This is a genomic window from Nonomuraea sp. KM90, from assembly GCF_052246675.1.
Classification (GTDB): domain Bacteria; phylum Actinomycetota; class Actinomycetes; order Streptosporangiales; family Streptosporangiaceae; genus Nonomuraea.
On record NZ_JBQQCB010000003.1, the window covers coordinates 311,634 to 338,530 of the forward strand.

Below are 26,897 nucleotides of genomic sequence, written 5' to 3' on the forward strand. Positions count from 1 at the left end.
GCGATCTTCATACGGAACCCAACAAAGTAGGGGCCACCGGTACAGGTTCTGCCTCGCCGCTGTCGCTCAAGCAGCACACTGATTCTGCGGCCATCGTTATGCTCTCCTTCGGTCTCGACCAAGACCCTCTTAGGATCAAGCGGTGGCCGTCACCATTTCACCGGCCGCACGTCGACGTCAGGGCGACTTCGTCGAAGGTTCCCGCGACCAGGGCATTGGCCTGAGATGTGACGCTGTGAGAGCAAGGATCGGGCCACCCTCATCGGGCGGGCATCGCCCTTGCGAGTGGGATCTAGGCACAAGGCGGTGACCAATGGTCGCGGCGGCGACCGGTCAAGCGCGCTCGCACTCGCCCTTCACCCCAGCCCGGGTCCGCCTCGACCCGGATTCGTCTCGACCTTGGCCCGCCTCTGGCACCCGGCCTGACCTCGGCCCGGTTACGACCTCGGCCCGGGTCCGCTCCTGACCCAGCCCGCCTCTGGCCCCGGCTCGCCTTGTTCCCGGTCCCGGTCTTGGTTCCAGCTGCCCATGGTCCCGCTTCGGACCGGGTCCTGTCCCCGGCCTTGGTCTTGGACCTGGGGTCAGCTCGGTCCTCGGTCTCGGTTTGGTTCGCGGTGTCGGTGTCAGCCCGGACACGCTCCGGATTCAGGTTTCGTCCAGGCTCTGGATGGCCGTCGGCCCCTGCCATTGATGGCCTTCACCCTCGGTCATCGACTGCCGTTGCCCTCGGCCCCTTGGCAGTCCTTGCCGTTGAACGGTGCTTGCCCTCGGCGGTCCTTGCCCAGCCCTTTAGCCGTCCTCGGAATTCGTCTCCGGTTCCGGTTCCGGTTTGAGGTTCGGTGTTGAGGTTGGCTGGGTCTCGGATCAGGTGCCGGGGTCGGGCTCGGTCCTGGTTTCAGCCTCGGAGGCGGATTCGGGGTTGGAAGGTGGCGTCTCGAGAGGGAACAGGATCGGGCTGAGCAGGTATTGGGCGCGGTCCGGGGTGGATTGGTTGGCCAGTCGGGGCGCGATGGCGCTGCGTAGGTCGCTGATCAGGTCGTGGAGTTCGTCGTGACTGAGCCAGACGGCGTGCTGCCGGTATCCGACGAGATCCTCCACCGGGTCGGCGTGATCTCGGTCGAGGTAGGCGTTGAACTCGGCCAGCAAGATAGCCATGGCCGTGGCGAAGCCGCGCCGGTGATCGTCGAGCGACAGCGATTCGACCATGGCGTTGTCGATCACCGCCAGGTCCTGGCGCAGGCGATATCGCCGCTCCACCGCTCCCCGTACCCGCCGCTCGTCGGCCACCTCCAGGATTCCCCCGGTCGCCAGCAGGTCGATGTGGCGATAGAGCGTGGCCTTGGAGACGTCGGGGATTCGCGCGCACAGCTGGGAGGTCGTCAACAGACGCCCTCCACTCATCGCGTGTACGACGCGCAGCCGTACGGGGTGTGCCAGGAGCTCCAAGGTGTCCACGTGCTTATGGTCTCATATATGCTACCTTTCTCAACAATGAGAACAATGGAGGTGATAGTCGATGGGAACTGATCAGCTGGCTACGGCCGTTGCGGTCGTGGAGATGGCGCGCGACGGGCGCTTCGGTGAGATCGGGGAGATGTTCGCTCCGGAGTTGCGGGCGGCCGTGTCCGATCAGGCGCTGCAGGTTGCTTGGACGATCGAGATGGGCAAGCGGGGTCCGGTTTCCGCCCTCGGGGAGCCGGTGGGGGAGCCGGTCGACGCTGGATGGGTACGCGTGAGCGTTCCGGTCGTCTGTGAGCGTGATGGGTTCACGGTGGTCATGTCGGTGGATGACGCCGGCGCACTGCATGGGCTGCAATTCGTGCTCGCGACCACCGCCACGTGGGCACCGCCGGACTATGCCGTGCCGCAACTCTTCGTCGAGCAGGACATCACGGTCGGGTCGGGAACTCTTGCCGTGCCCGGGACGCTGAGCCTGCCGCTTGGTGCCGAGCCGCGGCCCGGCATCGTGCTGCTCAGCGGAGGCGGGCCGTTCGACCGCGACGAGACCATCGGGCCGAACAAGCCACTCAAGGATCTCGCGTGGGGGCTGGCGAGCCGGGGCGCGGCCACCCTGCGGTTCGACAAGGTGACGCATACGCACAGCCAAGTGACGAGCGCGCCCGACTTCACGATGGCCAGCGAGTACGTGCCGCACGCGGTCGCCGCCGTACGCGCCCTCCAGAACCAGCCGGGAGTCGATCCCACGAGGGTGTACATCCTGGGGCACAGCATGGGAGGCAAGGTCGCTCCGCGGGTGGCGGCCGCCGAACCGTCCGTGGCCGGTCTGGTGATCCTCGCCGGTGACACGCAGCCGATGCATCGTGCCGCCGTACGCGTCGCCCGCTACCTCGCCTCCCTGACCCCCGGCCCGCCCGCAGACGCCCTCGTGAAGGGGATCATGGAGCAGGTGGCGATGGTCGACAGCCCTGACCTGTCGCCCTCGACACCGGCCAAGGCGTTGCCGTTCGAGCTGCCCGGCTCGTACTGGCTGGACATGCGCGCCTACGACCCTGTAGCGGCCGCGGCGGCGCTGGACAAACCGATGTTCATCGGTCAGGGAGGCCGCGACTATCAGGTGACCGTCGCGGACGACTTGTCGGGGTGGCGGGACGGTCTCGCGCACCGGCCGGATGTCACGATCCGGGTGTACGACGCCGATAACCACCTGTTCTTTCCGGGCGTGGGTCCGTCAACGCCCGCGGAGTACGAACCTGCGCAACATGTCGATCCGGCTGTCGTCGGTGACATCGCGGAGTGGCTGGCATTGCGGGGCGGGGCCGCTCTCTCCGTGTGACGCCCCTTGATCGGGTGCGGTTGGGCGGAGCTGGTGGGCAGCTGTTGGGGGTGGTGGTGTCAGTGGGGGTGCGGTGGCCGCCGATGAGCCGATGTGACCGGTACGCCGATGCGGTCAGTACGCGGGTCACGTCACGGCCGATGCGCCGATACACCACCGATAGGCCGATGCGGGGTTCGGCGGATTGGTGGGTTGAGGTGGTGTGGCCGCTGTGGCCGGTGTGGGCCGCTTCTTATGGCGGGTGTGATGGCGGATGGCCCCCTGTGCTGGGTGCGAGAGGGTCTGGCAACTATGAGCGGCGGCGTCGATGATGTTGTGGGTTGATCGAATGCGGTCTCGTCTTTGGGGCTGTGGACACCCGGGATGATCGATCGCGGCGGCGTGGCGACGCCTTCGGTAGTGGCCTGTGGCACGGCGGGCAGGCGCGAAGCGTCCGGATCGGCTCCGTAGGCGCGCACCGTCGCTTGCCTGTCGAGCCCTTTCGTGCGGAGCGGACAAGGTGCGTTTGTCGGTATCGGTGGTTGGTGCCTGTGGCAGGGCTTCGGCAATTGGTGGTTGTTGCGGTGCGACGGGCGCTTTCAGGGTGCGTCGGTTGTTGCGGTGAGTTGGATGGTTCGGTATTGGTCGTCGTGCGGGCGGCCGATCTACGGCCTTTGGGTAGTTCCGGTGCCGAAGGGGGTGGGGCGTGGACAGGGATGAGGTCGTAGCGGAGTTCGGGCGGTATTTGCGGCTTGAGCGTGATCTTTCTCCGCATACCGTTCGGGCGTACCTGACCGACGTCAACTCTCTGCTCGACCACACCGGTGGAGTGCTTGAAGGCCTTGATATCGGGATGCTCAGGGAGTGGTTGGCTGGGCAGCATGCGGCAGGGAAAGCGCGGGCCACGCTGGCCCGCAGGACGGCCTGCGCCCGTACGTTCACCGCGTACTGCTATCGCCGGGGATGGCTGACGGTCGATCCCGGGCTGCTGCTTGGGAGCGCCAAGGCGCCTCGGCCTTTGCCGGCCGTACTCGATCAGCGGCAGGCGGAGGCCGTTCTGGAAGCGCCCCCTACGGGGGAGCCCAAGGAACTGCGGGATCAGGCGCTGCTTGAGATGTTGTACGCCACTGGTGTGCGGGTGAGTGAACTCTGCGCGCTCGATGTCGATGACGTGGACCGCGAGCGAAACGTCATCAGGGTGTTGGGCAAGGGGCGCAAAGAGCGGTCGGTGCCGTTCGGGGCGCCTGCTCTGCGGGCGTTGGACCGGTGGTGCATCCATGGGCGGCCATTGTGGGTGCGGGCCGGGTCGGGGCCGGCTCTCTTTCTCGGGGTGCGGGGTGGTCGCATTGACGCGGGGACCGTACGGCGAGTGGTGCACGCTCGGCTGGCTCAAGTAGATGGGGTGCCTGACATGGGTCCGCATGGGTTGCGGCACAGTGCGGCGACCCATCTGCTCGAAGGCGGTGCGGATCTGCGTAGCGTTCAGGAGTTGCTTGGGCATGCGTCGCTGAACACCACGCAGATCTATACACATGTCTCGATCGAGAGGTTGCGTGCGGCCTATCGGCAGGCGCATCCGAGGGCGTGATCGGTGAGTGGGCGCCGTTCGGCTGGGGTGGTTTGGTGGGTGAGTGGGTGAGTGGGTGAGTGGGTGGATGGCTTTCGGAGGTTGAGGTCGGGGTTGGTGGGTGATTGATCGGTCCGTACGCCCATGTCGGGGTGGTTTCAACGCGGGCCGGGGGACGTTGGAGGGCGGCGTTTGCGTGTCTGGCTTCTGTGACGCCGGCGCTTGCGGTGTTGGCCCTTGGGCGGGGTGTGCTGGATTGGGCGGGTATGGCGTTTGAGGCGGGTTCGGCGTAGGGCGACGATCAAGATGACGGTTCCTAGCACTGTCCCGAGGCCGATGATCGTGGTGGTGGCGTCTGTAGCGGCGGTGAGCGGTGTTGTGGCGGCGCGTGTTAGGGACTGGATGCTCTCTGTTAAGCCGCGGTCGCGCGGCGGCGGTGGGATGGCTGTCTGGGGAGTATGGCCGTTGTTGTCGCTTTGGCTGCTCTGGCGGCTGTAAGAGGCGGTGACGGTGAGAGTGAGGTCGGCGCTTGTGATGGGTGGTGGCGTGATCTGAAGGGACTCTGCTGGTGCCGCTGACCGGTGGTGTGTGCGATCGAGTGGTTGCTGCTTGCTCGGCATGGTGATGTGGGGTGGGCGATGGGACATTCGGGGACTGGCGGCAACAAGCCTGTTCGGGGGTGGAGAGTTATGGGTTTCAAGAGGGTTGAGGTGGTCGGCGGTTGTTGTCTTGGGCCAGAAGGGGAGTAGGCGGGTGGGGGCGTGGCCCAGGAGTTGGAGTGGGTTGAGGTAGCGGGCGTCGCGTATGAGACCCCAATGCAGGCACGACTCCTCGCAGTGCGGTTTCGCGGCTTCTAGAACGCCCAGTTTGGCTCCGGGTGCTATGGGATCGCCGCGGCGTACAGAGGCTGTCACCGGAAGGTAGGTCGTGCGTAGGCCGTTGGGATGATCGATGGTGACGACGCCTTTGCCGGCGACGGGGCCGGCGAAGCGGATTGTGCCTGGGCCTGCCGCCAGGACCGGAGTGGCAGCGGGGGCGGCCAGATCGATGCCACGGTGGCCGGCGAGCCAGGGCTCGGGTGGTGGGGTGAAGCGGCGCACGATCCGGGGCTGTCCGTCCAGCGGCCAGCGCCAGGTGGAAGGAGAGGCTCTGGCTGGGGTTGTCGGCGTTGACAGGACCAGGGCCGTGGAGATGAGCGCCAGCAGCGTGGCGGCTCTTCTGGAAGCTGTTGAGGGGTGGCGTTCGGGTGATGGTGGTGTTCTGGTCGGGTCGCGGTTGGGCAGCGTCGGTGCTGGTGGGTGGTGGGCGGAGGCTGGGGTCGGTGTTCGTGGGTGGGGGTTGAAGTGTGGTGTCTGGTTCGTTCTGGGGTGGCGGGATGGACTAGCCGGTCTTGGTCTATGGGGGATGGGATTGGCGAGGTGGAGCCGTGGCCACGGTCGAGGCTGTGGCTGTGAGGGGGGCTTGGTCGCGGTGGGTGTTGGGGCGTGGGGGATGTTGGTGCGGTGGGCTGCGGGAGTTGGCGAGAGGGTCGGCGAGGCGGGGGTGGGGGTGGTGTGGGTGTTCATGGTGGGCAGTTTGGCTGCGGCGCCTCGGGTTGCGAGGCGGTGAACCTCGTTCTGTGGATGAAGGGGCGAGCCGGTGTCTGGCCTGTGGATGAAGCGGTTGGGCGGTGGTGCTGAGGCGGAATGATGAGGTGCGGGTTCAAGGGCTGCGGTCGGAAGTGAACCTGCGGTCGGAAGGTGGGGCGGCGGCCTACGGCGGGTCTGCGGTCGGACGGCGGGGGCTGCGGCCCGACGGCGGGAGCTGTGGTCCGGGGGCGGGACCGTAGGGACTGGCGGTGTGGAGGGTGGGGTGCCGGTTGGGAGAATGAGGCCGGCTGGTTAGAGCCAGGAATGGCGCCTGGAATCGATCAAGTGGTTCACGGACTTGGTGAACGACGGGGCGGGAACTCTGAGGTCGGGGGATGCGAGCTCGGGGCGATGGGGGCGATGGGGGCGGATGGGAGACGTCCAGATCCAAATGGTGCTCAGGGCTATGCCTGCCGCGCAGATGAGGACGACTGAGCGCAGGCCGAGGAGTTCGGCCAGGAAACCGCCAGCGAGGCCGCCCAGGGCGAGGACGCCTTGCACTGCGAAGGTCATGGTGGCGTTGACGCGGCCGCGGAGCTCCGGGGTGGTTTCGCGGAGGATGATCGCACCCATGCAGGTGGCGAAGGCTACGACTATGCCGCCTGTGATCGTGCCGGTCAGGGCGAGTAGCGAGAGTTTCCACCACAGGGGGCCTGTCAGCAGGCCTACCGCGAGGATTTCCACGGGGAAGAAGATCACTGCGAAGAGGAGAATGCGGTTCTCGCCGTAGCGCTTGCACAGGCGGGCCGTTATCCAGGCTCCGAGCAGGCCTCCGGCTCCGCTCAGGGCGATGAGGACGCCGATCAGGCCCTTGGGGATGTTGAGGGTGTTCAGCATGTAGAGCATGTAGACGGCTGTGTAGGCCATGGCGAAGAAATTGATCGTTACGCCGGCGCCGAGGAGAGCGCGTAGCACCGGGTGGGTGACGCTGGCCTTCAGGCCTTCCACGACGTCGCGCCACATGCCTTTGGAGGCCGCCGGGGTGGTCTGCTCACGGGTTCTTATCGTGCGCAGCAACAGGGCTGAGGTCAGGAATGACAACGCCTCCGCCAGTACGGCCAGAGGCGCTGTGAGGAGCTGTACCAAGAGGCCGGCCAGGCCGGGGCCGCTGACTGAGGCGACTGAGTAGGAGGCATGGAAGCCCGCCATCGCCTCGGTGCGCTGGGTCGGCTCGACCACTGCTGCCACATGAGGGAAATTCGCGGCTTTGAAGAGCACCCCAGCTGTGCCGATCACGAGGGCCACGACGATCAACCAGACGACATTCAGTACGCCGAGGAGCCAGGCGACGGGGATCGTGGCGGCGGCTGCGCAGGAGACAAGTTCGCAAGCGATCATCAGCGGGCGGTGGCGGGTGAGCCGGTCGGCGATGGCGCCCGACTGGAGGCCGAACAGGAGAGCCGGGACGGAGGCGGCGGCGGTCAGCATGCCCATCTGGGAAGGCGAGGCGGTGAGCAAGGTGATCGCGGTCATGGGGATGGCCAGCTTGGACACTTCTGAGCCGGTGATCGAGATTGTCCGAGCTGTCCAGAGCAAGCGGTAATCGCGTTGTTTTCTCAGGGGGATGGGGGAAGGAGGGCTGGAGTGATCGATCACGGTGTTTGGAGGGTGCGGGGGCGTTGCCGCTTTGGGTGGTTCGGGGGTGTGGTCGGGGGTGGTCTGAGTGCAGTTCAAGGGGGTGGGTGGTGGTGTTGGTGATGGGATCCGAGGGCTTGGGTGCTGGCCTGCACCGGTCCGGGTCGTCCCGTTGTCGGCCGCCGCGGTCCCGGTCATCTCGGTCTTGGAGGCCGTGGTCCCGGTTGTCCCGCTGCTGGTCGCCGTGGACTCGGCCGACCTGTTGTCGGCCGCTGCGGTCCCGGTTGCTCTGCTGCTGGCGGCCATCCCAGTCCCCGTGCAGTCGGCCGCCGCGGCGGGTGGCTCGGGGGTGGCGTTCTCGGCGCGTGGGGTGCTGGGAATCTTCTGAAGGGAATGCTTCATAAGTGTGAAGGTATTCCTTCACAACTGTGAAAGCAATGCTTCGGATCTGGGGATGGGTAGTACCTTTGGCACATGACGCAGGGCAGCGAGGGGCTCAGTGATCCCAGGGCGATGCGGGCGCTGGCTCATCCGGCGAGGTTGATGATCCTGAACAGGCTTGCCGTGGAGGAGAGCGCCACCGCCACCGAAGTGGCGGAGATAGCGGGGATCACGCCTAGCGCCGCGAGCTATCACCTGCGGATGTTGGCCAAGTACGGGTTCGTGGAGGACGCGCCGCCACGGGGAGATGGCAGGGAGCGGCTGTGGAAGGCCGTGGACAAGCGGCTCAGCGTGGGGATGGAGCCCGATGATCAGCCTGAGGTTCGGGCTGCGAAGGTCTCGTTGATCGCGGCGTTTCGGCGAGAGGTCAATGAGGAGGCGGAACGGGCCCTGGCGCATGTCGACCAGGAATCCGCGGAGTGGCGTGACGCGACCCTGTTCGGCCGGTATCGGATCAGGGTTGACGCTGAGGAACTGGCGCGGCTGAACCGGGAGATCGAGAAGTTGCTCGAGCCGTATGCTGCGCGGCATCGGAGCGAGAAGGTTGCGCCGGAGGGGGCCAGGATCGCGGAAGCGCAGGTCAATCTGTTTCCGGTCGCGCCGAGGGCGGTGCCGGGGCTGCCTACCGAGGACCATGACGCGCCGCGCCCTGAGTGAGCTGCGCCAGTGTGGCTGTGGCGGTGCGGTTTGTGGCAGGGGGGGTGGCAGTGGGGTGGGGACGCGCGACGATCTGCGAGTACGGGGTGGCGCGCGGCGAGGCCGGGGTGGGTCGGTGGTGCTTGCTGAGCTTGGGTGGTGCCAGGCGATCCGAGGCAGCGGGGGATGGCGTGCGTGGTGAGGCTGTGCCGATGGGTGGTGTCGCGGCAAGCGACGGCGTGGGTAGTGGCGCGTTGTCTTGGGACGGCTGTGGTGTGTTGATGGTTGTCGTTATCGCAGCTCCTCATGGTGGTGGGTAGGGCACGGCCGACTGGACGGTCGGTTGAGCGTCCTGTTGCCTTCCCCAATGGTTGGGTGGGCTAGGGCCTTGAGGTGGTTGGTGGCGTCTGGGGTGGGGGCTGGTGGGGTGGCCCATGGGTCTTTTGAGGTGGGTGGGTGGTGGTGTCGCGGAGGGGTGGGATGTCCGTTTGACCGCAGACGGTCAGCCTGGGGTGGTGTGGGAGGTAGACTTTTCGATGGCCTGTGACCACAGGCCGACTTCGCATGCCCCATTGCGGACCGTGCCATCGGTCCGGGCCAAGTGCCCGGCGGGAGCGGGTTCGGGGCATCAGGGCGGCAGACAGCGCGCTGCCGCGGCACAACCGAGAACCGCGCCCATCCGCAGGGCGCCCAGACCTGGAGGACCAGCACATGGCCCCCGTCGTCACCATGCGACAGCTGCTCGAGAGTGGCGTTCACTTCGGTCACCAGACTCGGCGCTGGAACCCGAAGATGAAGCGCTTCATCTTCACCGAGCGCAACGGCATTTACATCATCGACCTGCAGAAGTCTCTGTCGTACATCGACCGCGCCTACGACTTCGTGAAGGAGACCGTCGCTCACGGCGGCACGATCCTGTTCATCGGCACCAAGAAGCAGGCTCAGGAGGCCATCTCCGAGCAGGCCGCCCGTGTCGGCATGCCGTATGTCAACCAGCGTTGGCTGGGTGGCATGCTCACCAACTTCTCCACCGTGCACAAGAGGCTGCAGCGTCTGAAGGAGCTCGAGGAGCTCGACTTCGACAACGTCGCGGGCTCGGGGCTCACCAAGAAGGAGCTCCTGATGCGCCGCCGCGAGAAGGACAAGCTCGAGCGTACGCTCGGCGGCATCCGTGACATGGGCCGCGTGCCCAGCGCGGTGTGGATCGTCGACACCAAGAAGGAGCACATCGCGATCAGCGAGGCCAAGAAGCTTGGCATCCCTGTCGTCGCGATCCTCGACACCAACTGCGACCCCGACGAGGTCGACTACCCGATCCCGGGCAACGACGACGCGATCCGCGCCGTCGGCCTGCTCACCAGGGTCGTCGCCGACGGTGTCGCGGCCGGTCTGATGGCTCGCTCCGGCGCCGCTCGCGGTGACGAGAAGCCGGCCGCCGCCGAGCCGCTGGCCGAGTGGGAGCGCGAGCTCATCGAGCAGGGCACCGGCGAGCGCGCGGCCGACGAGGCCGTGGCGGCTCCTGAGGCTGCTGCCGAGGCCGCTCCCGAGGCCGCTCCGGAGGTTGCCGCTGAGGCTGCTCCCGAGGCTCCCGCTGAGGAGAGCGTCGCTGCCGCCGAGGAGAGCGCTCCGGTTGAGGCCCCCGCTGCCGAGGGTGAGACCGAGCAGCAGGCCTGAGGTCTGAGCCAGAGGCCTTGGTGAGGGCGCGGGTAGGCTGCTGACGGCCCCGGATTCGAGGGTCGGCAAGGGCTTACGGCAGTTCGGCCGCAGGCTTCTCGTGACCTGAATGAAGGTCTCGGGTGGCCGGGGCTCCTGGCGACAGGGGCTCGGGCGGCCGGACTCGTGAGATTCCGATCTTGGGTGGCCGGGCTCCTGGCATTTCGATCGCGGATGGTCGGGGTGCGAGGGGTCGGCCAGCAGGGTCGGGAGCAGTGTCCTGATCATGGCTTGGCCGCGCAGGGCAGGCGTTCCTGACAGGAGCACAGCCTGCGCCAGCAGGGTTGTGGCGCCGGGTGAGGGCAGTTGCCCAGGCTCGGGTGAACACGGCGATGCAGGGCAAGGCGAGCGGAACAAGCAAGGCAACGTGACAGCTGAATATGGAAACCACCGGCGGGTCAGAGTCCTGGGTGGTCGGTCAGGCAAGGTGCGTGTCCTGGCTCGGCAAATGGCTGAGCTAGGACGGCACGCCGGGCGAGGCGACTCCAGGGCTCAGGCGGTAAGCCAGGCCGAAGCGACGTGGTACCGGGCCGAATCGAAGTAGTGCCGGCCCGGACCGAAGCAATGCTGGGCCGGACTGAAGCAGTGCTGGGCCGGACGGAAGCGTCAGGCGTCGAGGTGAGGTGGGTGGTCGGACAGGGCTGGGGCGGGTGCCTCGGTCAGGCCCGATGGCCGCCGAGCCGAGATGGCACGACGAGGTTAGGCGCAGTGAGGTCGATCGCCGGGCTGAGCTCAGAAGATGGGCGAGGTGAGGTGGTTGGCGGGCCGGGAGCGCGGTGCTGAGGTGAAGCGGTCGCCGATCCGTGGTGGTGCCCTGGTGAGGCGATTGCCGATCCGAGGTGTGCTGCCCAGGTGAGGCGGTGGCTGCTCCGAGGCGGTGTCCAGGTGAGGCGAAGGTCGAATCTGGGTGCCGGGCCTTGGTGGGCGGCGGCTGAGCCGGGGTTACCGCGTTCGGGCCGGCTGGTGGCTGATCTTCGGCACGGCGCCGGGGTGAGGCGATTGCCGTCCTACGGTCCGGTGGGCCTGGTGAGGTGGTTGCCGAGCTTCGGTGCGAGGGCCGGGGTCAGGTGGCTGGAGCGGGGCCGTGAGCTTATGTGAGGCGGTGCTGAGCTGAGGTGGTAAGCCGAGGCAAGGCTGGGCAGTATGCCGGGCGAAGCAGCAGCAGAGCCGGGCTGAGCCGAGCCCCGCGCAAGACAACGCTCCTGTACGGCACACGCCTGCCGTACGAACCCAGGGTGGGTGACCGGATCCCGGTGCCCGCCCGATCCACGATGACGACGACGAAATCCCACAAGGAAAAAGAGCAATGGCTTCCGTGAACATGGCCGACGTCAAGCGGCTTCGCGAGATCACCGCTGCCGGCATGATGGACTGCAAGAAGGCGCTGGAGGAGTCCGAGGGCGACTTCGACCGCGCCATCGAGCTGCTGCGTCTCAAGGGCGCCAAGGACGTGGGCAAGCGTGAGGCCCGTACCGCGTCCAACGGCCTGGTCGCGCTCAAGCAGGACGGCGACTCCTCTGCCGCGCTGCTCGAGCTCAACTGCGAGACCGACTTCGTGGCCAAGGGCGAGCGCTTCCAGGAACTGGCCTCCCAGGTCGTCGCGCACGTCCTCGAGACCAAGCCCGCCGACGTGGCGGCGCTCCTCGAGTCCGCCTTCGACGGCAAGACCGTCAAGGAGCACCTCGACACCGCCAACGCCGCGCTCGGTGAGAAGATCGAGATCCGGCGGTTCGCGGTGCTGGAGGGCGGCTACATCGGCGCCTACATGCACAAGACCGACCCGGCCCTCCCGCCGGCGGTCGGCGTGCTGGTCCAGCTGGACAAGCCGAACGCCGAGGTCGCCAAGGACATCGCGCAGCACGCTGCCGCGATGGCCCCGCAGTACCTCAAGCCGGACTCCGTGCCCGCCGAGGTCGTCGACAAGGAGCGCAAGCTCTTCGAGGAGATGACCCGCGAGGAGGGCAAGCCGGAGGCCGCCATCGGCAAGATCGTCGAGGGTCGCGTGAACGGCTGGTACAAGGACTTCACGCTGGTGCAGCAGGCCTTCGTCAAGGACAACAAGAAGAGCGTGGGCAAGTACGCTGACGAGAACGGCGTCGAGGTCCTCGGCTTTGTCCGCTTCAAGGTCGGTCAGGCTTAGGCTTAGGCAAGCTGCCAGCTCAACGATCCACCGAATGAAGGAGGCCGCCGCCGTGCAGGACCACCGGGAGTCAGCCCACGAATCCACACGGACGGCGGCTTCCTCATCTCAAAACCCGCAAGGTCCACTCAGGTGGAAGCGGGTGATGCTGAAGCTGTCAGGAGAGGCGTTCGCCGGCAGCGAGCCGCTGGGCATCGATCCGGTGGTCGTCGATCACCTGGCCGATTCGATCGCCGAGGCGGTCAAGGAGGGCGTGCAGGTCGCGGTCGTGGTCGGCGGCGGCAACATGTTCCGTGGCGCCACCCTGTCGCAGGGCGGCATCGACCGGGCCAGAGCCGACTACATGGGCATGCTCGGCACGGTCATCAACTGCCTGGCACTGCAGGACTTCCTCGAGCGGCGAGGCGTGGAGACCCGCGTACAGACCGCCATCACCATGCAGCAGGTCGCCGAGCCGTTCCTGCCGCGCCGCGCGATCAGGCACCTCGAGAAGGGGCGCGTGGTCATCTTCGGCGCGGGGCTCGGCTCGCCGTTCTTCTCCACCGACACCGCGGCGTCCCAGCGGGCCCTGGAGATCGGCGCCGAGGCGCTGCTCAAGGGCACGCAGGTGGACGGGATCTACGACTCCGATCCACGCAAGAACCCGGACGCGGTCAGGTTCGACCATCTTGACTACGGCGAGGTGCTGCTGCGTGACCTCGCGGTCATGGACGCCACCGCGATCAGCCTGTGCAAGGACAACGATCTGCCGATTGTGGTCTTCGACCTCATGGGCGAGGGCAACATCCTGCGAGCGGTGCGCGGTGAGAAAATCGGCACGCTGGTGAGTCCCGCAGGCAAATGAGGGAGCGAGCCCGACACCGCCAGCTAGAAGACAGGGAGCCGCTGTGATCGACGAAACCCTCCTCGAAGCCGAGGAAAAGATGGACAAGGCCGTTTCGGTCGCGAAAGAGGACTTCGCGAGCATCCGTACGGGCCGCGTCACCCCCTCGATGTTCAACAAGATCAACGCCGAGTACTACGGCACGCCGACGCCGATCCAGCAGTTGGCGTCGTTCCACGTGCCCGAGGCGCGCATGGTGCTGATCCAGCCTTACGACAAGAGCTCGATGACCGCGATCGAGCGGGCCATCCGCGACTCCGACCTCGGCGTCAACCCCACCGACGACGGTAACGTGATCCGCGTGACGTTCCCGGAGCTGTCCGAGGAGCGCCGCAGGGAGTACATCAAGGTCGCCAGGAACAAGGGCGAGCACGCCAAGGTGTCGATTCGCAACATCCGTCGCTCCGCCAAGGAAGTCCTCGACAAGATGATCAAGGACGGCGATGCGGGCGAGGACGAGGTCAGGCGGGCCGAGAAGGAGCTCGACGACCTCACCCAGAAGCACGTCGCCAAGATCGATGAGCTGCTCAAGCACAAGGAAACCGAGCTGCTCGAGGTCTGAGCGGCGCGCCGCACGGCGGACCGCGTCCAGTGGGCCGCCGCAGGTCTGCACCTACGGCCCTCGCCCGACGGCGGGGGCCGTGGCTCTTGGAGAACTCTGTGGAAGAACGTACGGCTGGCACCAGCTCGAGCGGCGGCAGCCGTACCGGTAGGAACCTGCCTGCCGCGATCGCGGTGGGCGTGGTGCTGGGCGCACTGGTCATCGGCACCGTCTACACGATCAAGGAGCTGTTCCTCCTGGTGGTCGCCGGGGCCGTCGGCGTCGGTGTGCTCGAGCTGACCAAGGCCTTCGCCACCCGTGACATCAAGGTTCCGGCCGTGCCGGTGCTGGTGGGCCTGGTGGCGATGCAGGCGGGGGCGTACTGGGGCGGGCCGCTCTGGTTGCTGGCCTCGTTCGCGGTGTTCGCGTTCGTGCTGCTGATCTGGCGGATGTTCAGCGACGGCACGGAGGGTTACGTACGCGACGCGTCCGCGTCGGTGTTCACGCTGTTCTACCCGGCGATGCTGAGCGCGTTCGTCGCGCTGCTGCTCAGCGAGGACGACGGCAGCCACCGGGTGGTGATCTTCATCGCGGTGACCGTGGCGAGCGACATCGGCGGATACATCGCGGGCGTGCTGTTCGGCCGGCACCAGATGACGGTGATCAGCCCGAAGAAGACGTGGGAGGGCATGGCCGGCTCGATCGTCGCGTGCGTCGCGGTCGGGGCCTGGCTGGTGACGTGGCTGCTCGGCGGGGAGCTCTGGCAGGGTGCGCTGATCGGGGCGCTGGGGGCGCTGCTGGCCACCGTGGGCGACCTGATCGAGTCGATGATCAAGCGGGATCTCGGCATCAAGGACATGGGCACGATCCTGCCGGGACACGGCGGGCTGATGGACCGGCTGGACTCGCTGGTGACGACGCTGGTGCCGGTCTGGCTGCTGATGACGCTGTTCTTCTAGTGCCGCTGAGCTTCCACAGATTGCTGTTCTGGTGCCGCTGAGTCTGCTCTTCTAGTGCCGCTGGGCCTCCAGGGCCTGTGTGGTGACGGGGGAGAGCCAGAGCCAGCGGACGGCCTCGCCGCCGAACGCGAATCCTGACATGTCGGGCATGTGGGGTGGGTTGGCCTGCATGAGGACGCCCGAATACTGCGCGCCCAGCGGGAACGTCGACGGATCGTGATACCACTTCGCCGTGTGCCCGTGGCCCAGCCACGTGACCGAGTGCCAGGGATACTGTGACAGCCACACCAGCAGCAACGCCGCGTCCCGCGGGTCCTCGCGGGTGGCCACGGCCAGCTCGATCCGGGCGTACGCGCCCGGTTTGTCGATCCACTGCTCCACCGTCGGCATCCGCTGGCAGCTCATCCCGACCGTGGACAGCACGGTGAAGGCGCGGTCGTGGTGCGGCGGGCGTTCGGTGATGCCGACGGTCGGCAGCCGCTCGCCGCTGGCGTCCCAGTATCGGCCCGCCGGTCCCAGCGCCCGGTCCAGGTGGCCCATGACGAACTGCTGGAACGACGGCCAGGAGCCTTCGCTGTGCCGCCAGCGCCAGTAGGATCTGGCGTTCGAGATACGGGGTTGCAGCCCTTCGAGCGCCTCCGACAGCGCCCACGCGAACGGTGACTCGCCCACCGCGTCACGCGCGTAGCCGGGCATGCCCCGGCTCATGTCGGCCCAGCCGGGGATGACCGCCAGCAGGTCGTCGTCCTCGTAGAGGGCCACGCCGTCGCCCTCCTCGAACCACAGCGGGCTGAGTTGCCCGAGCGGCCGGCGGCCCTCCGGGTGCAGCGTGTTGGGCCTGGGCATCAGCGGCGGCAGGCCGGCGTTGATCCGGGGAAGGTCCACCACGGGCGGGGCGGGGCGATGGTTGGCCAGCCAGACGGCGCCGTGGACCGTGCCGTCGGGCGAGCACAGGTAAGCTACCGAGGAGTCCTCGTCCCGCTCGACCACGAGCGTCCGGCTCCCGTACGGGTTGCCGGCGGCGAGCACGACCTCGGTGCCACCCTCGCCAGATGCCGACCGAAAAATCGCCATACGAGATGACTGTAGATCGGGCGGCGACCAAGACGCGAGCCGTACCGTGACCAGGAATGCCACCTCCGATCCGAACGTTCACTACCCTGGTCGACAACCCCTCAAGCAAAGGCAGTAACGTGTCCCAGCCTCCAGGTCAGCTCACCTTCGTCGCGCCCCGGCGGGCCAAGCCCGCCCGGCATCTGGCCGACCTGTCGATGGCCGACCGGCGGGCCGCGGTCACCGAGCTGGGCGAGAAGGCCTTCCGGGCCGACCAGCTCTCGCGCCACTACTTCGAGCGCCTGACCACCGACGTGGCCGCCATGACGGATCTGCCGGCGACGTCCAGGGAGAAGCTGTCGGCGCTGCTGCCCGACCTGCTCACGCCGGTCAAGGAGCTGACCACCGACGGGGGCACGACCCGTAAGACGCTGTGGCGGCTGTTCGACGGCGCCCTGGTGGAGTCGGTGCTCATGCGCTATCCCGACCGGGCCACGATGTGCGTGTCGTCCCAGGCCGGTTGTGGCATGAACTGCCCGTTCTGTGCCACGGGCCAGGCGGGGCTGACCCGCAACATGTCGACGGCCGAGATCGTCGAGCAGGTCGTCTCCGGGGCCCGTGCGCTGGCCGCCGGGGAGGTGCCCGGTGGGCCCGGGCGGGTGAGCAATGTCGTGTTCATGGGCATGGGCGAGCCGCTGGCCAACTACAAGCAGGTGATCGGTGCGGTGCGCCGCATGGTCGAGCCGGCGCCGCACGGGCTGGGCATCTCGGCGCGGGGCGTCACGGTCTCGACCGTCGGGCTGGTGCCGGCCATCGGCAAGCTCGCCGACGAGGGGCTGCCGGTCACGCTGGCGCTGTCGCTGCACGCGCCGGACGACGAGCTGCGCGACACGCTGGTGCCGATCAACACGCGGTGGAAGGTGGCCGAGGTCCTCGACGCGGCCTGGGCGTACGCGGCCAGGACGAAGCGGCGGGTCTCGATCGAGTACGCCCTGATCAAGGACATCAACGACCAGGAGTGGCGGGCCGACCTGCTCGGCAAGCTGGTCAAGAACAAGCTCGTGCACGTCAACCTGATCCCGCTCAACCCGACGCCCGGGTCCAAGTGGACGGCCTCGCGGCCGGAGGACGAGCGGGCGTTCGTGCGGCGGCTGCAGTTCCACGGGGTTCCGGTGACGGTGCGCGACACGCGCGGGCGCGAGATCGACGGCGCCTGCGGGCAGCTCGCCGCCGCCGAGTAGCCCCACCCGCAACCGGCACAGCGCGCCGTCGAGTAGCCACTCCCGGCACAGCGCGCCGCCGAATAGCCGCTCCTGGTACGGCGGCTCCCGGCGGTGGCAAGTCCGGCGCAGGGGTCAGTGGGGGCGATGGAGCGGGTGGCGAAGTACGGCGGCTTCCGGCGGTGGCAGGTCCGGCGCAGGGGTCAGTGGGGGGCGATGGAGCGGGTGACGAAGCCCTCGACGAGGTCCGCGATCATGGCCGCGCCGCGCCCGTTCAGGTGGATCGTGTCGGTGGTGAGCTGGAGGCCCCGGCGCTTCGAGATCGTGTCCAGGCTGCGGCCCAGCAGGAAGTGCTGCATCGCGGCTGTTTGCGCCAGCAGGCCCTCCGCGCGGTAGGGCGTTCCGGGCGTCCGGCCCCGCCCCTCCAGGTACGCGGTCATCCGTTCGTTGAGCGGCAGGTACGTGACGCCCTCCCGAGCCGCGACCCGGCGGACGATGTCGCTGTACTCGGCCGCCCGCCGTACCGGGACCGAGGCGAGGTCCTCGCCGATCACCGGCAGGGAGATCAGCGCCACGCGGGCCATCGTCTGGTCCTGCAGCCGCCGGGCGACGGCGGCGAGGTTCGCGGCGTAGTCCGCGGCGGTGGGGTCGGCGGCGAGCTTCCAGCGCCTGCGCAGCGCCCGGGCGCGCTTGCCGCTCAGCGTGGCGTTCGCGTCGTTGGTGCCGATCAGCACGGTCACCACGTCCGGGTCCTGCGCGATGACGGCGTCGAGTCGCTTGACCAGCTCGGATGACGGCTCGTGGTTGACCCCGGCGTTGATCACGGTGTCATCGGGCAGCCGGGCCCGGAGCAGGGCCACGTAGTCGGCGCTCACCTGGCCGCGCGTGATGCTGTCGCCCAAGCAGATCAGTTTCACCGTCGCCTCCTCCATGGGTGGGTGAGTGCTTACTAACCTACACCCTCCGCCGGACCCACACGTAGGCTCCCAGGCCGACGACGCACCAGGCCAGCGAGATCGAGGCGAGCTGGGGGAACTGGGCGACGAGGTCGCCGGAGTTCGCGGCCTTCATCCAGCGCAGCAGCGGGACCGTGAGCCAGTACAGCGAGGTGGCGCTGACCAGCAGCATCGCGATGAAGCCGAACAGCAGCGTCATGATCGACACGGCCGGGGACGGGAGGACGGCGCGGCTGGTGATAGCGCCGAGCGCGGTTCCGGCCAGCGCGGACAGGGCGTACAGGAGGAGGGCCGCGCCCAGCACGCCGGAGGACGGCGATCCCGTGATGCCGAGCAGCATGGCCCAGCCGAGGGCGAGCGCCGCCAGCACGGCACACGCCGCGAACGCCGCCAGCAGCCCCGCCACCACCTCCCTGCCCCGCCCGCCGACCTGGACCGCCGACATCTCGCGCTGCCGGTCGGGCTCGGTGTCGAGCAGGCTCCTGGCCGTCCAGGCCAGGACGGGGATGATCAGGACGCCGCCGTCCGTGAGCACGGTGGCCTCCTCACCCCTCGGCGCCCGGTTGCCGTGGATGACCGCCTGCATGGCCAGCATGAGGAGGAGCGCCTGGTAGACGCGGTGCGAGCGGACGTACGCGGCCAGGCGGAAGGCGGCCAGGGCGATCACCGGGTCTCCTCGATCTCGCGCGTCCGGTAGCCCTCGTCGCGCATCCTGGCCAGGAAGCGCGGGAGCTCGTCGGCGGGCAGGGTGACGGCCACGGTGACCGGTGCTGTGGCCTTGGAGCGTTCGGCGGCGGGCGCCGCCGTGCCCTCCTTGAGCCGTCCGTCCACCACGGACCACTGGCGGACACCCGGGAGGCCGCGCAGGCCGCCCTGGTGGTCGCTGGCGATGACGATGCCGCCCCGGCCCGCCACCTCGGTCGCGATCGAGGGCAGCGTCTCGCGCGTGTCGACGTCCAGACCGGCGAACGGCTCGTCCAGGATCAGCAGCCCCGGCTCGGCCATCAGCGCCTGGACCAGGCCGACCTTGTGCGCGCTGCCCTTCGACAGGTCGCCCAGCGGGGTGTCGAGGAGGTGCCCCATGTTCAGGCGCTCGGTCCACGGCTCCCAGCGGGCGCCGCCGCGTACGCGGGACATGTGCCGCAGGTAGGCCGTGACCGTGAACGGCTGGCCCGTGGGGAACCGGTCAGGGGCGAAGCCGACGACCGGCGGGCGGTCGGCGATCGTGCCCGCCGTCGGCCGTGCCAGGCCCGCCAGGAGGCGGAGCAGAGTCGACTTGCCGGCTCCGTTCACGCCGGTCAGCTCGATCACGTCGCCGGGGGCGAGGTGGGCATCGGCGTCTTCGATGACGAAAGAATCACGCCTTCGGTAGCGGAAAGAGACCCTGGACAGACGCATGGTCCTGTAACGGTATATGTCGGGTCGCAGGGCCGTCATAAAGGTCCGACAATGGAGGGACCCCAGCACATCTCAAGAGGAGTGAGGCTTGAACCGCTTTCCGCGCGTCATGGGTATGCGTTCAGGCTATGACCCCGTCGAAGTGGACGCCCTGATCGGACGGATCGAGGCGACCCTGGGCCGGGGATCGCACACCCTGGAGCCCGTCACCGCTGACGAGGTACGTACGGCCACGTTCCGCGCCAAGCGCGGCGGCTACCAGGAGACCCCGGTGGACTTCGCCCTGGAGGCCTTCGTGGTGGCACTGGAGACCCAGGCCAAGCGCCCCGTACGCCTGGCCATGGCCGAGCCCACCGGCGAGCTGCTCCGCGAGGAGTGGTTCGAGTCCCAGGCCGCCCGGGTGGAGCGCGTGGCCTTCCGCCCCGGCCGCATGGGCACCGGCTACAACGAGGACGAGGTCGACACCTTCCTCGACCGGATCGTGGCCACGCTGCGCGGCACGACCGACTACCCGCTGACGGCCAAGGAGGTGCGGGAGGCGAAGTTCTCGACCGTGATGTTCAGGTCCGGCTACCTGATCGCGGACGTGGACTCCTTCCTCACGGGCATCGCCGAGGTACTGGAGCAGCGGGTCTAGGCGGCCTCCACCGCGGTGAGGAGGCCGCGCAGGTCGGGCAGGACCCGCTGGACGACCGTCGGGTCGGCCGGCCGGTCGCCGTGGCGGTTGATCCACACGCGGGGCAGACCCAGCCGGTGCGCGGGCACCAGGTCGTGGAAGTAGCTCTGGGCCACGTGCACCCACACCTCCGGCTCGTACGAGCGCCGGAACAGCTCGAAGTGCGCCTCCGCCGGTTTGTACGCCCCCGCGTCCTCCGCCGTCACCACCGCGTCGAACGGCACGGGCAGCCGCCGCCGGGTCTCGGCGATGAGGTCGCGGTCGCAGTTCGTCAGCAGCGCCAGGCGCCACCCGGCCGCGCGCAGCGCCGACAGCTCGGGTCCTACCTCGGGGAACACCGGCCAGTACGGCAGCGTCGCGGCCAGCACCGAGGCGTCGTCCGCGGCCAGCTCCACCTTCTCCTCCGCGCACGCCCTGCGCAGCGCCTCCGCCAGCACGTGGCGGTAGCGCAGGCCGGGGGACTCGGTCTGGACGGCGTGCTCGTGCCGGTTGTACGCCTCCAGCAGCCGTGCCCCCTGCCCGGGAGCGATCAGCTCGGCGCTGGTGAGGATGCCGTGCCGCCAGTCGATCAGAGTTCCGAAACAGTCGAACGTAGCCCATCGCATAGGTCTCATAATGACGGTCATGGCAATCTCCGTGCGTTCCATCCGGCCGGACGACCTGCCCGTGGTCACGCGGGTGATCAGCGGGAGCTGGCGCGGCACCACCCTGATGGTCCTGGGGCGCGGCGAACTGGTGGACACCACGAAGCTGCCCGGGTTCGTCGCCGAGGTGGCCGGTGAGGTGGCCGGCGTCGTCACGTACATCGAGGACGGGGACGCCGTGGAGGTGGCCTCGCTCGACGCCGTGCTGCCCGGCAGGGGCGTCGGGCGGGCCCTGCTCGACGCCGTGCGGGCGGCGGCGGCCGAGCGCGGCGCGGCCCGGCTCTGGCTGGTCACCACCAACGACAACACGCACGCCCTGCGCTTCTACCAGCGTTACGGGTTCGACCTCGTCGCGCTGCGCAGGAACGCCATGGACCGCGTGCGCGAGCTCAAGCCCGGCATCCCGGCCGAGGCCGACGGGATCCCGATCAGGCACGAGCTGGAGCTCGAACTGCTCCTCGATCCCTAGCGCGACGGCCGTGGCGGCCCGGAGCGGTCAGGCGGTCTTCGTGCGGTGCAGCAGGGCGACGATCACCGAGGTCACCGGGGCGGCCAGGAAGGCGCCGGCGATGCCCGCGATCACGCTGCCCACCGTGATCGCCACCAGGATGACCGCGCCGGGCAGGTCGAGCGCCTTGCCGTAGATCTGCGGCGCCAGCACGTGCCCCTCGATCTGCTGCACCGCCACGGTCACGGCCACCACGATCAGGGCCACCAGCACGGCCTTCGACACGAGCGCCACCACCGCGGCCAGCAGCCCCGCCATGAACGCCCCCACCACCGGCAGGAACGCCCCCACGAACGTCAGCACCGCCAGCGGCAGCGCGAGCGGCACCCCGAGGATCCACAGCGCGATCCCGATGAAGAACCCGTCGGCCGCGCCCACGATCGCGATGCCGCGGATGTAGCGGCCGATCACCGAGAAGACCAGGTGGCCGGTCTCGGCCAGCCGCGTCCTGGCCGAGGCCGGCGCCAGGCCGATCAGCCAGCGGAAGAGCCTGTCGCCGCCGTGCACGAAGTAGACCGACAGGATGACCGCCAGCACGGCCCCGATGACGATCTCGCCCACCGTCCGCACCCCGGCCAGGGCCCCGCTGGTGACCTGCCGGCCCTGGGTGGACAGGTAGTCCCTGGCCTGGTCGATGAGCTGCCGGTCGTCGAGGCCGAACCGGGCGGTCAGGCCGTGCAGGTCGTCGAGCACCTTGCCGACGCTGTCACGCAGCTGCGACACGCTGTCCACCGTGGGCGGCACCAGCAGCGCGAAGAGCGCGCCCGCCAGCAGGAGGCCGCCGGTGAAGACGATCGCGGTGGCGAGCGCCCGGCCGAGCCCGCGTGACCTGAGCCACCTGGCCGGGGGCAGCAGCAGGGCCGTGAGGAAGACGCCGATGATGATCGAGATGGCCACCGTCCGCACGTGGTAGAGGCAGAAGAAGGCCACCGCGATGACCGCGAACCAACCCAGCAGCCGCCACGGCCCCATCCCCTGCCCCCTATCGTGCCTGGTCAGAGGAGTTCCCCCAGGTGATCGGGGGCAACCCTGCTCAGCCGGGCGGTGCCAGGCTCGGGCGCTGGGAGCGCTTGTTCGCCTCGTACGTCTCCCGCGCCGCGTACGTGGCGCTCGTCGTCGCCACCTGCGCCACGGGCACGTCCCACCACGCCTCGGAGGACGGCGCGTCGTCGGCCAGGGGGTCGGTGCGGACGTAGATCACCGTGGTCTCCGCCGCCGAGCGGGCCGCGTCGAGCGCCTTGCGCAGGTCGGAGATCGACTCCGGGCGCAGCACCGTGGCCCCGAGGCTGGCCGCGTTGGCCGCCAGGTCCACCGGCAGCGGGCCGCCGTCGCGGCGCTGGTAGGAGGTGCCGAGCCGCTCCGCGCCGACGCTCTCGGACAGGCGGCCGATGGAGGCGAAGCCGGAGTTGTCCACCAGGACCACGACCAGCTTGACGCCCTCAGAGACGGCCGTGACCAGCTCCTGGGCCATCATCAGGTAGGAGCCGTCGCCGACCAGCACGAACACCTCGCGCTCCGGGGCCGCCATCTTCACGCCCAGCCCGCCGGCGATCTCGTAGCCCATGCAGGAGTAGCCGTACTCGACGTGGTAGCTGCCCGGGCCGCTGGGGCGCCAGAGCTTGTGCAGGTCGCCGGGCATCGACCCGGCCGCGCACACCACCACGCCGTCGTCGCCGGCCGCCGCGTTGACCGCGCCGATCACCGCGGACTGCGCGATGAGGGGCCCCTCCGCCGCGTACGCCGCGTCCACGGCCGCGTCCCACACCCGGGTGAGCTCGGCGGCCCGCTCGCGGTAGGCGGCGGGAGTGCTCCAGCCCGCGCACGCCTCGGTCAGGTCGGCCAGCCCCTCGCGGGCGTCGGCGACCAGTTGCAGGCCGGACAGCTTGGCGGCGTCGAAGCCGGTGATGTTGAGGTTCACGAATCGGGCGCCAGGGGCGAAGATCGTCCTGGAGGCGGTGGTGAAGTCGCTGTAGCGGGTGCCGACGCCGATGATCAGGTCGGCGTCGCGGGCCAGCGCGTTGGCGGCCGTGGTGCCCGTCGCGCCGATGGCGCCCATCGCCAGCGGGTGCCCGTGGGGCAGCGCGCCCTTGCCCGCCTGCGTCTCGGCCACCGGGACACCGTGCGCCTCGGCGAACGCGCGCAGCTGCCCGGTCGCCTCGCTGTAGATCGTCCCGCCGCCGGCCACGATCAGCGGGCGTTCGGCCGCCCTGATCAGCTCGGCGGCCCGTGCGAGGGCCGAGCGCTCGGGGCGCGGCCGGGGGATGTGCCAGACCCGGCGGGCGAACAGCTCGTCCGGCCAGTCGAACGCCTCCGCCTGCACGTCCTGCGGCAGCGCCAGCGTCACCGCGCCGGTCTCGGCCGGGTCGGTGAGCACCCGCATGGCGGCCAGCAGCGCCGAGGGCAGCTGCTCGGGGCGGTTGATCCGGTCCCAGTAGCGGGAGACCGGCTTGAAGCAGTCGTTGACCGAGATGTCGTAGGAGCGCTGGTCCTCCAGCTCCTGCAGCACCGGGCTCGCGACGCGGGTGGAGAAGATGTCGCCGGGCAGCAGCAGCACGGGCAGGCGGTTGATGGTCGCGCCCGCCGCGCCGGTGATCATGTTGGTCGCGCCGGGGCCGATCGAGGTGGTGCAGGCCAGGGTGGCCAGCCGGTTGCTCGCGCGGGCGTAGGCGGCCGCCGTGTGGACCATCGCCTGCTCGTTGCGGCTCAGGTGGTAGGGCAGGTCCTCGGTGGAGGTGGCCAGCGCCTGGCCGAGGCCGGCGACGTTGCCGTGGCCGAAGATGCCGGTGCAGCCGCCGAAGAACCGGCGCTCCGCGCCGTCGCGCTCGCTCCACTGGTGGGCCAGGAAGCGTACGACGGCCTGCGCGACGGTCAGCCGGATCATGGGGTCCTCCCGAACGGCAGTCTGGGGTCGATGGGCCGGCCGTCCCAGGAGGCGCGGATCCAGGCGTGGCGGGGGTCGTCGCAGAACGCCATCGAACGTTGCTCCGCGGGGCCTGCCAGGACGTTCAGGTAGTAGAGGTCGTAGCCGGGGGCGGCCATCGAGGGGCCGTGGTAGCCGTACGGGACGAGCACCACGTCGCCCGAGGAGACCTCGGCCAGGGTGTCGATCTGGCCGCGCTCCGAGGAGTAGACGCGCTGGTAGCCGATGCCCTGGTCGGCGACCTCGAAGTAGTAGATCTCCTCCAGCACCGCCTCGCCCGGGTTGGGGGTGTCGTGCTTGTGCGGCGGGTAGGAGGACCAGTTGCCGTCGGGGGTGAGCACCTCGACGGCCATGAGCTTGTCGCAGCCGTCGAACGCGTCGGGGGAGCAGAAGTTGTTCACCTGGCGGGTGGCCTGGCCGGCGCCCCTGATCTCGACGGAGACCTCGGCGGCGGCGACGTAGCGGGGGGCGAGCGCGCGGGTGGCGCGGGCCGAGGGGAGCGCGATCCGCCCGGAGCCCTCCAGGGTCACATGCGTAGAAATCGGGATATAGGCGAAATCAGAGGGGCCGTCGAAGACCGACGACCGGCCGTTCAGCACGAACAGGTCACCCGGGATCGTGACGGTGCAGGAGCCCGCCAGGGGGAGCACCAGCAGCTCCTCCTCGCCGGTGTCGAACGAGATCGGGGCGTCGGTCAGGTCGGCGATGCGCAGGCCCGAGTAGGTCCAGCCCGCCAGGGACGGGGTGATCTCCACCGACCAGGGGCCGCTGGCGGTCTTGCCGTACGGAAGGTAGGTCATGCGCGGGCCTCTCGCACCAGTGCCGCGGCGCCGTCCACGGCCGTGGCGACGTCGTCGTCCGGAGGGTAGAGCAGGGCGCGCCCGACGACCAGGCCGCGCACGCCGGGCAGGCTCAGCGCGCGGTGCCAGTCGGCGTAGGCGGCGTCGATGTCGGGCGGGTCGCCGCCGAGCAGCAGGGCGGGCAGCGTGGTGGCGGCCATCACCCGCTCCATCTCGGCCACGGCCGGAATCTTCAGCCAGGTGTAGGCCGAGGTCACGCCGAGCGCCTGGGCGACGCTGATGGCGCGGATCACGGCGTCGGGCGACAGGTCGTTGCGCAGCACGCCCGACTCGGAGCGCAGCGACCAGAACGGCTCCACCATGGCCACCAGCCGCCTGCGGGCCAGGTCGGTGACCGCGCGGGCGCACGACTCCAGCGTGGCCACGGTCGCGTGGTCGGAGGGGTCGATGCGGCAGAGCATCTTGCCGCCGTCGAGCCGCATGGTGTCGATCGAGGCGGCGTCGAAGCCGGTGAAGCGGTCGTCCAGCTCGAACACCGAGCCCTGCAGGCCGCCCCGGTTCATGGAGCCGAAGGCCAGCTTGCCCTCCAGCGCCCCCAGCAGGAGCAGGTCCTCCAGGACGTCGGGGGAGGCCAGGATGCCGTCCACCCCTGGCCTCGACAGGGCCAGGCGCAGCCGGTCGAGCAGGTCGGTGCGGCTGGCCATGGCCAGCGGCCGGTCGCGTACGCCCAGGGCGCCGCGGGCCGGGTGGTCGGCCGCGATGATCAGCAGCCGCTCACCCTCGCCGGGCAGGCCGCGCCGCTCCCGGCGGGCAGCGGCCGCGGCGATCTCCTCGGGGCTGGTGGCGCGGATGTGGGTGAGCCGCCCATAGTCGGCCGCCCTGGACAGCGTGATGTCGCTCCAAAGCGCGCCCCGTTCAGCAGATCGTCGACCTCGGCGGTCGTCGGCATGGCGTCGGCGCAGGCCAGGCGGGCGGCCACGAAGGCGCCGGCCGCGTTGGCGAAGCGCAGCGTGCGCTCCAGCGGCCAGCCGCGCAGCAGCCCGAGGCAGATGGCGCCACCGAACGCGTCTCCCGCCCCGATCCCGTTGACCACCTTCACCTCCATGGGCTCTACCAATGCGCTCTCCTCGGAGGTACGCGCGAAAACCCCTTCGGGGCCCATTTTCACGATCGCGACGCGTACCCCGGCGTCCAGCAGCGCCTGCGCGGCGGCCTCCGGATCGCGTACGCCGACCGCGACCTCGACCTCCTCCAGGTTGCCCACCGCGACGTTCGCCCGCGGCAGGGCCCGCCGCGCCGCCTCGTGCGCGGCCTCCGGCGACTCCCACAGCGCGGCCCGGTAGTCGAGGTCGAACACCGTCCACCCGGACGAGCGGACCGCCAGCGCGGCGGCGTGGGCGGCGGCGCTCGGCTCCTGGCTCAGCCCCGTCAGCGAGAACCAGAACAACCCCGTCGCCGCGATCGCCTCCAGGTCCAGCATGGACGGCGAGAGCTGCAGGTCGGGCGGGTGCTCGCCGCGGTAGAAGTAGATCGGGAAGTGGTCGGGAGGGAAGATCTCGCAGAACGTCACGGGCGTCGGCGGGCCCTCGATGGTGTGCACGAAGGCGTCGTCCACGCCGAAGCCGCGGATCGCCCGGCGCACGTAATCACCGAACGGGTCCGCCCCCACGCCGGTGATCACGGCGGGGCGCAGCCCGTGGCGCGCCGCGGCGACGGCCACGTTGGTCGGGCTGCCGCCGAGGAACTTGCCGAAGGTCTCGACGTCGGCCAGCCCGACACCGGTCTGCAACGGATAGACGTCGACGCCGCAGCGGCCGATCGTGATCAAGTCGTACAACAGCACCTCCAGGGACGGAGCTTACCCGC

The 26,897-nt window shown here is 69.3% G+C and carries 25 protein-coding genes; 12 read left to right on the forward strand and 13 right to left on the reverse strand.

Annotated elements, in window-relative coordinates; genetic code table 11:
- Positions 1-864 precede the first annotated feature (864 nt).
- Positions 865-1,455: a helix-turn-helix domain-containing protein gene (locus tag ACTWPW_RS05940; RefSeq protein WP_443168125.1), complete on the reverse strand. Its 591-nt coding sequence runs from the start codon at positions 1,453-1,455 to the stop codon at positions 865-867.
- A 103-nt stretch (positions 1,456-1,558) separates the two neighbouring features.
- Between ACTWPW_RS05940 and ACTWPW_RS05945 the strand changes: the two genes are divergently transcribed.
- Positions 1,559-2,794: an alpha/beta hydrolase family protein gene (locus ACTWPW_RS05945; RefSeq protein ID WP_443168126.1), complete on the forward strand. Its 1,236-nt coding sequence runs from the start codon at positions 1,559-1,561 to the stop codon at positions 2,792-2,794.
- Between the two features lie 685 nt (positions 2,795-3,479).
- Complete coding sequence (locus tag ACTWPW_RS05950) at positions 3,480-4,361, forward strand: tyrosine recombinase XerC (RefSeq protein ID WP_375115055.1); 882 nt, start codon at positions 3,480-3,482, stop codon at positions 4,359-4,361.
- Between the two features lie 137 nt (positions 4,362-4,498).
- On the opposite strand, the gene ACTWPW_RS05955 is transcribed toward ACTWPW_RS05950, so the two are convergent.
- A complete protein-coding gene (locus ACTWPW_RS05955; protein ID WP_443168127.1) occupies positions 4,499-5,905 on the reverse strand; it encodes a peptidoglycan DD-metalloendopeptidase family protein in 1,407 nt (468 codons plus the stop codon).
- Between the two features lie 315 nt (positions 5,906-6,220).
- Positions 6,221-7,564: an MFS transporter gene (locus tag ACTWPW_RS05960; RefSeq protein ID WP_443168128.1), complete on the reverse strand. Its 1,344-nt coding sequence runs from the start codon at positions 7,562-7,564 to the stop codon at positions 6,221-6,223.
- Between the two features lie 193 nt (positions 7,565-7,757).
- Here ACTWPW_RS05960 and ACTWPW_RS05965 point away from each other — a divergent pair, with 193 nt between their 5' ends.
- From ACTWPW_RS05965 to ACTWPW_RS05995, 7 genes are all read left to right on the forward strand, one after another.
- Positions 7,758-7,931 carry a hypothetical protein gene (locus ACTWPW_RS05965; protein ID WP_443168129.1) on the forward strand — a complete coding sequence of 58 codons (174 nt, stop codon included), beginning with the start codon at positions 7,758-7,760 and terminating at the stop codon, positions 7,929-7,931.
- Positions 7,932-8,017: 86 nt separating this feature from the next.
- Complete coding sequence (locus ACTWPW_RS05970; protein WP_375115059.1) at positions 8,018-8,641, forward strand: ArsR/SmtB family transcription factor; 624 nt, start codon at positions 8,018-8,020, stop codon at positions 8,639-8,641.
- Positions 8,642-9,331: 690 nt separating this feature from the next.
- Positions 9,332-10,294 carry a 30S ribosomal protein S2 gene (gene rpsB / locus ACTWPW_RS05975; protein WP_375115060.1) on the forward strand — a complete coding sequence of 321 codons (963 nt, stop codon included), beginning with the start codon at positions 9,332-9,334 and terminating at the stop codon, positions 10,292-10,294.
- A gap of 1,345 nt (positions 10,295-11,639) precedes the next feature.
- On the forward strand, positions 11,640-12,473 hold the full coding sequence (gene tsf, locus ACTWPW_RS05980; protein ID WP_364126954.1) for a translation elongation factor Ts: 834 nt from the start codon (positions 11,640-11,642) through the stop codon (positions 12,471-12,473).
- A 145-nt stretch (positions 12,474-12,618) separates the two neighbouring features.
- Entirely contained in the window at positions 12,619-13,317 is a 699-nt protein-coding gene (gene pyrH, locus ACTWPW_RS05985; RefSeq protein WP_043634871.1) for a UMP kinase, read from the forward strand.
- Positions 13,318-13,360: 43 nt separating this feature from the next.
- Positions 13,361-13,918 carry a ribosome recycling factor gene (gene frr / locus ACTWPW_RS05990; protein ID WP_364126957.1) on the forward strand — a complete coding sequence of 186 codons (558 nt, stop codon included), beginning with the start codon at positions 13,361-13,363 and terminating at the stop codon, positions 13,916-13,918.
- Positions 13,919-14,016: 98 nt separating this feature from the next.
- Complete coding sequence (locus tag ACTWPW_RS05995) at positions 14,017-14,856, forward strand: phosphatidate cytidylyltransferase (RefSeq protein ID WP_375115061.1); 840 nt, start codon at positions 14,017-14,019, stop codon at positions 14,854-14,856.
- Between the two features lie 51 nt (positions 14,857-14,907).
- Here ACTWPW_RS05995 and ACTWPW_RS06000 read toward each other — a convergent pair whose 3' ends face one another.
- Positions 14,908-15,930 (reverse strand): suppressor of fused domain protein, encoded by a 1,023-nt coding sequence (locus tag ACTWPW_RS06000; RefSeq protein WP_375115062.1) that lies wholly within the window; start codon positions 15,928-15,930, stop codon positions 14,908-14,910.
- 119 nt (positions 15,931-16,049) lie between these two features.
- On the opposite strand from ACTWPW_RS06000, the gene rlmN reads away from it, so the two are divergent.
- Positions 16,050-17,150, forward strand: coding sequence for a 23S rRNA (adenine(2503)-C(2))-methyltransferase RlmN (rlmN, locus tag ACTWPW_RS06005; protein ID WP_375115063.1), 1,101 nt, complete (start codon positions 16,050-16,052; stop codon positions 17,148-17,150).
- A 182-nt stretch (positions 17,151-17,332) separates the two neighbouring features.
- Here rlmN and ACTWPW_RS06010 read toward each other — a convergent pair whose 3' ends face one another.
- Genes ACTWPW_RS06010 through ACTWPW_RS06020 form a run of 3 tightly spaced genes read right to left on the reverse strand, consistent with a single transcriptional unit; the run spans position 17,333 to position 19,483 of the window.
- Entirely contained in the window at positions 17,333-18,046 is a 714-nt protein-coding gene (locus ACTWPW_RS06010) for an SGNH/GDSL hydrolase family protein (RefSeq protein WP_443168130.1), read from the reverse strand.
- A 37-nt stretch (positions 18,047-18,083) separates the two neighbouring features.
- Positions 18,084-18,752: a hypothetical protein gene (locus ACTWPW_RS06015; protein ID WP_443168131.1), complete on the reverse strand. Its 669-nt coding sequence runs from the start codon at positions 18,750-18,752 to the stop codon at positions 18,084-18,086.
- Entirely contained in the window at positions 18,749-19,483 is a 735-nt protein-coding gene (locus ACTWPW_RS06020; protein ID WP_443168132.1) for an ABC transporter ATP-binding protein, read from the reverse strand. Before ACTWPW_RS06020 ends, ACTWPW_RS06015 begins: the two co-directional genes overlap by 4 nt.
- Positions 19,484-19,598: 115 nt before the next feature.
- On the opposite strand from ACTWPW_RS06020, the gene ACTWPW_RS06025 reads away from it, so the two are divergent.
- The gene (locus ACTWPW_RS06025; protein ID WP_375115067.1) at positions 19,599-20,120 is read left to right on the forward strand and encodes a DivIVA domain-containing protein; all 522 of its coding nucleotides are present in this window, start codon (positions 19,599-19,601) and stop codon (positions 20,118-20,120) included.
- On the opposite strand, the gene ACTWPW_RS06030 is transcribed toward ACTWPW_RS06025, so the two are convergent.
- Positions 20,117-20,764, reverse strand: coding sequence for an HAD-IA family hydrolase (locus ACTWPW_RS06030; protein ID WP_443168133.1), 648 nt, complete (start codon positions 20,762-20,764; stop codon positions 20,117-20,119). The two genes, ACTWPW_RS06025 and ACTWPW_RS06030, sit on opposite strands and share 4 nt — an antisense overlap.
- Positions 20,765-20,783: 19 nt before the next feature.
- On the opposite strand from ACTWPW_RS06030, the gene ACTWPW_RS06035 reads away from it, so the two are divergent.
- On the forward strand, positions 20,784-21,272 hold the full coding sequence (locus ACTWPW_RS06035) for a GNAT family N-acetyltransferase (RefSeq protein WP_443168134.1): 489 nt from the start codon (positions 20,784-20,786) through the stop codon (positions 21,270-21,272).
- A gap of 27 nt (positions 21,273-21,299) precedes the next feature.
- Here ACTWPW_RS06035 and ACTWPW_RS06040 read toward each other — a convergent pair whose 3' ends face one another.
- The 5 genes from ACTWPW_RS06040 to iolC form a co-directional block, all read right to left on the reverse strand.
- On the reverse strand, positions 21,300-22,283 hold the full coding sequence (locus ACTWPW_RS06040) for an AI-2E family transporter (RefSeq protein ID WP_443168135.1): 984 nt from the start codon (positions 22,281-22,283) through the stop codon (positions 21,300-21,302).
- A gap of 61 nt (positions 22,284-22,344) precedes the next feature.
- Positions 22,345-24,192 carry a 3D-(3,5/4)-trihydroxycyclohexane-1,2-dione acylhydrolase (decyclizing) gene (iolD, locus tag ACTWPW_RS06045; protein WP_375115071.1) on the reverse strand — a complete coding sequence of 616 codons (1,848 nt, stop codon included), beginning with the start codon at positions 24,190-24,192 and terminating at the stop codon, positions 22,345-22,347.
- On the reverse strand, positions 24,189-25,031 hold the full coding sequence (gene iolB / locus ACTWPW_RS06050; RefSeq protein WP_443168136.1) for a 5-deoxy-glucuronate isomerase: 843 nt from the start codon (positions 25,029-25,031) through the stop codon (positions 24,189-24,191). The genes iolD and iolB overlap by 4 nt, the downstream gene beginning before the upstream one ends.
- Positions 25,028-25,882: a Cgl0159 family (beta/alpha)8-fold protein gene (locus tag ACTWPW_RS06055; RefSeq protein WP_443168155.1), complete on the reverse strand. Its 855-nt coding sequence runs from the start codon at positions 25,880-25,882 to the stop codon at positions 25,028-25,030. The genes iolB and ACTWPW_RS06055 overlap by 4 nt, the downstream gene beginning before the upstream one ends.
- Entirely contained in the window at positions 25,795-26,868 is a 1,074-nt protein-coding gene (gene iolC, locus ACTWPW_RS06060; RefSeq protein ID WP_443168137.1) for a 5-dehydro-2-deoxygluconokinase, read from the reverse strand. Before iolC ends, ACTWPW_RS06055 begins: the two co-directional genes overlap by 88 nt.
- Between the last annotated feature and the right edge of the window lie 29 nt (positions 26,869-26,897).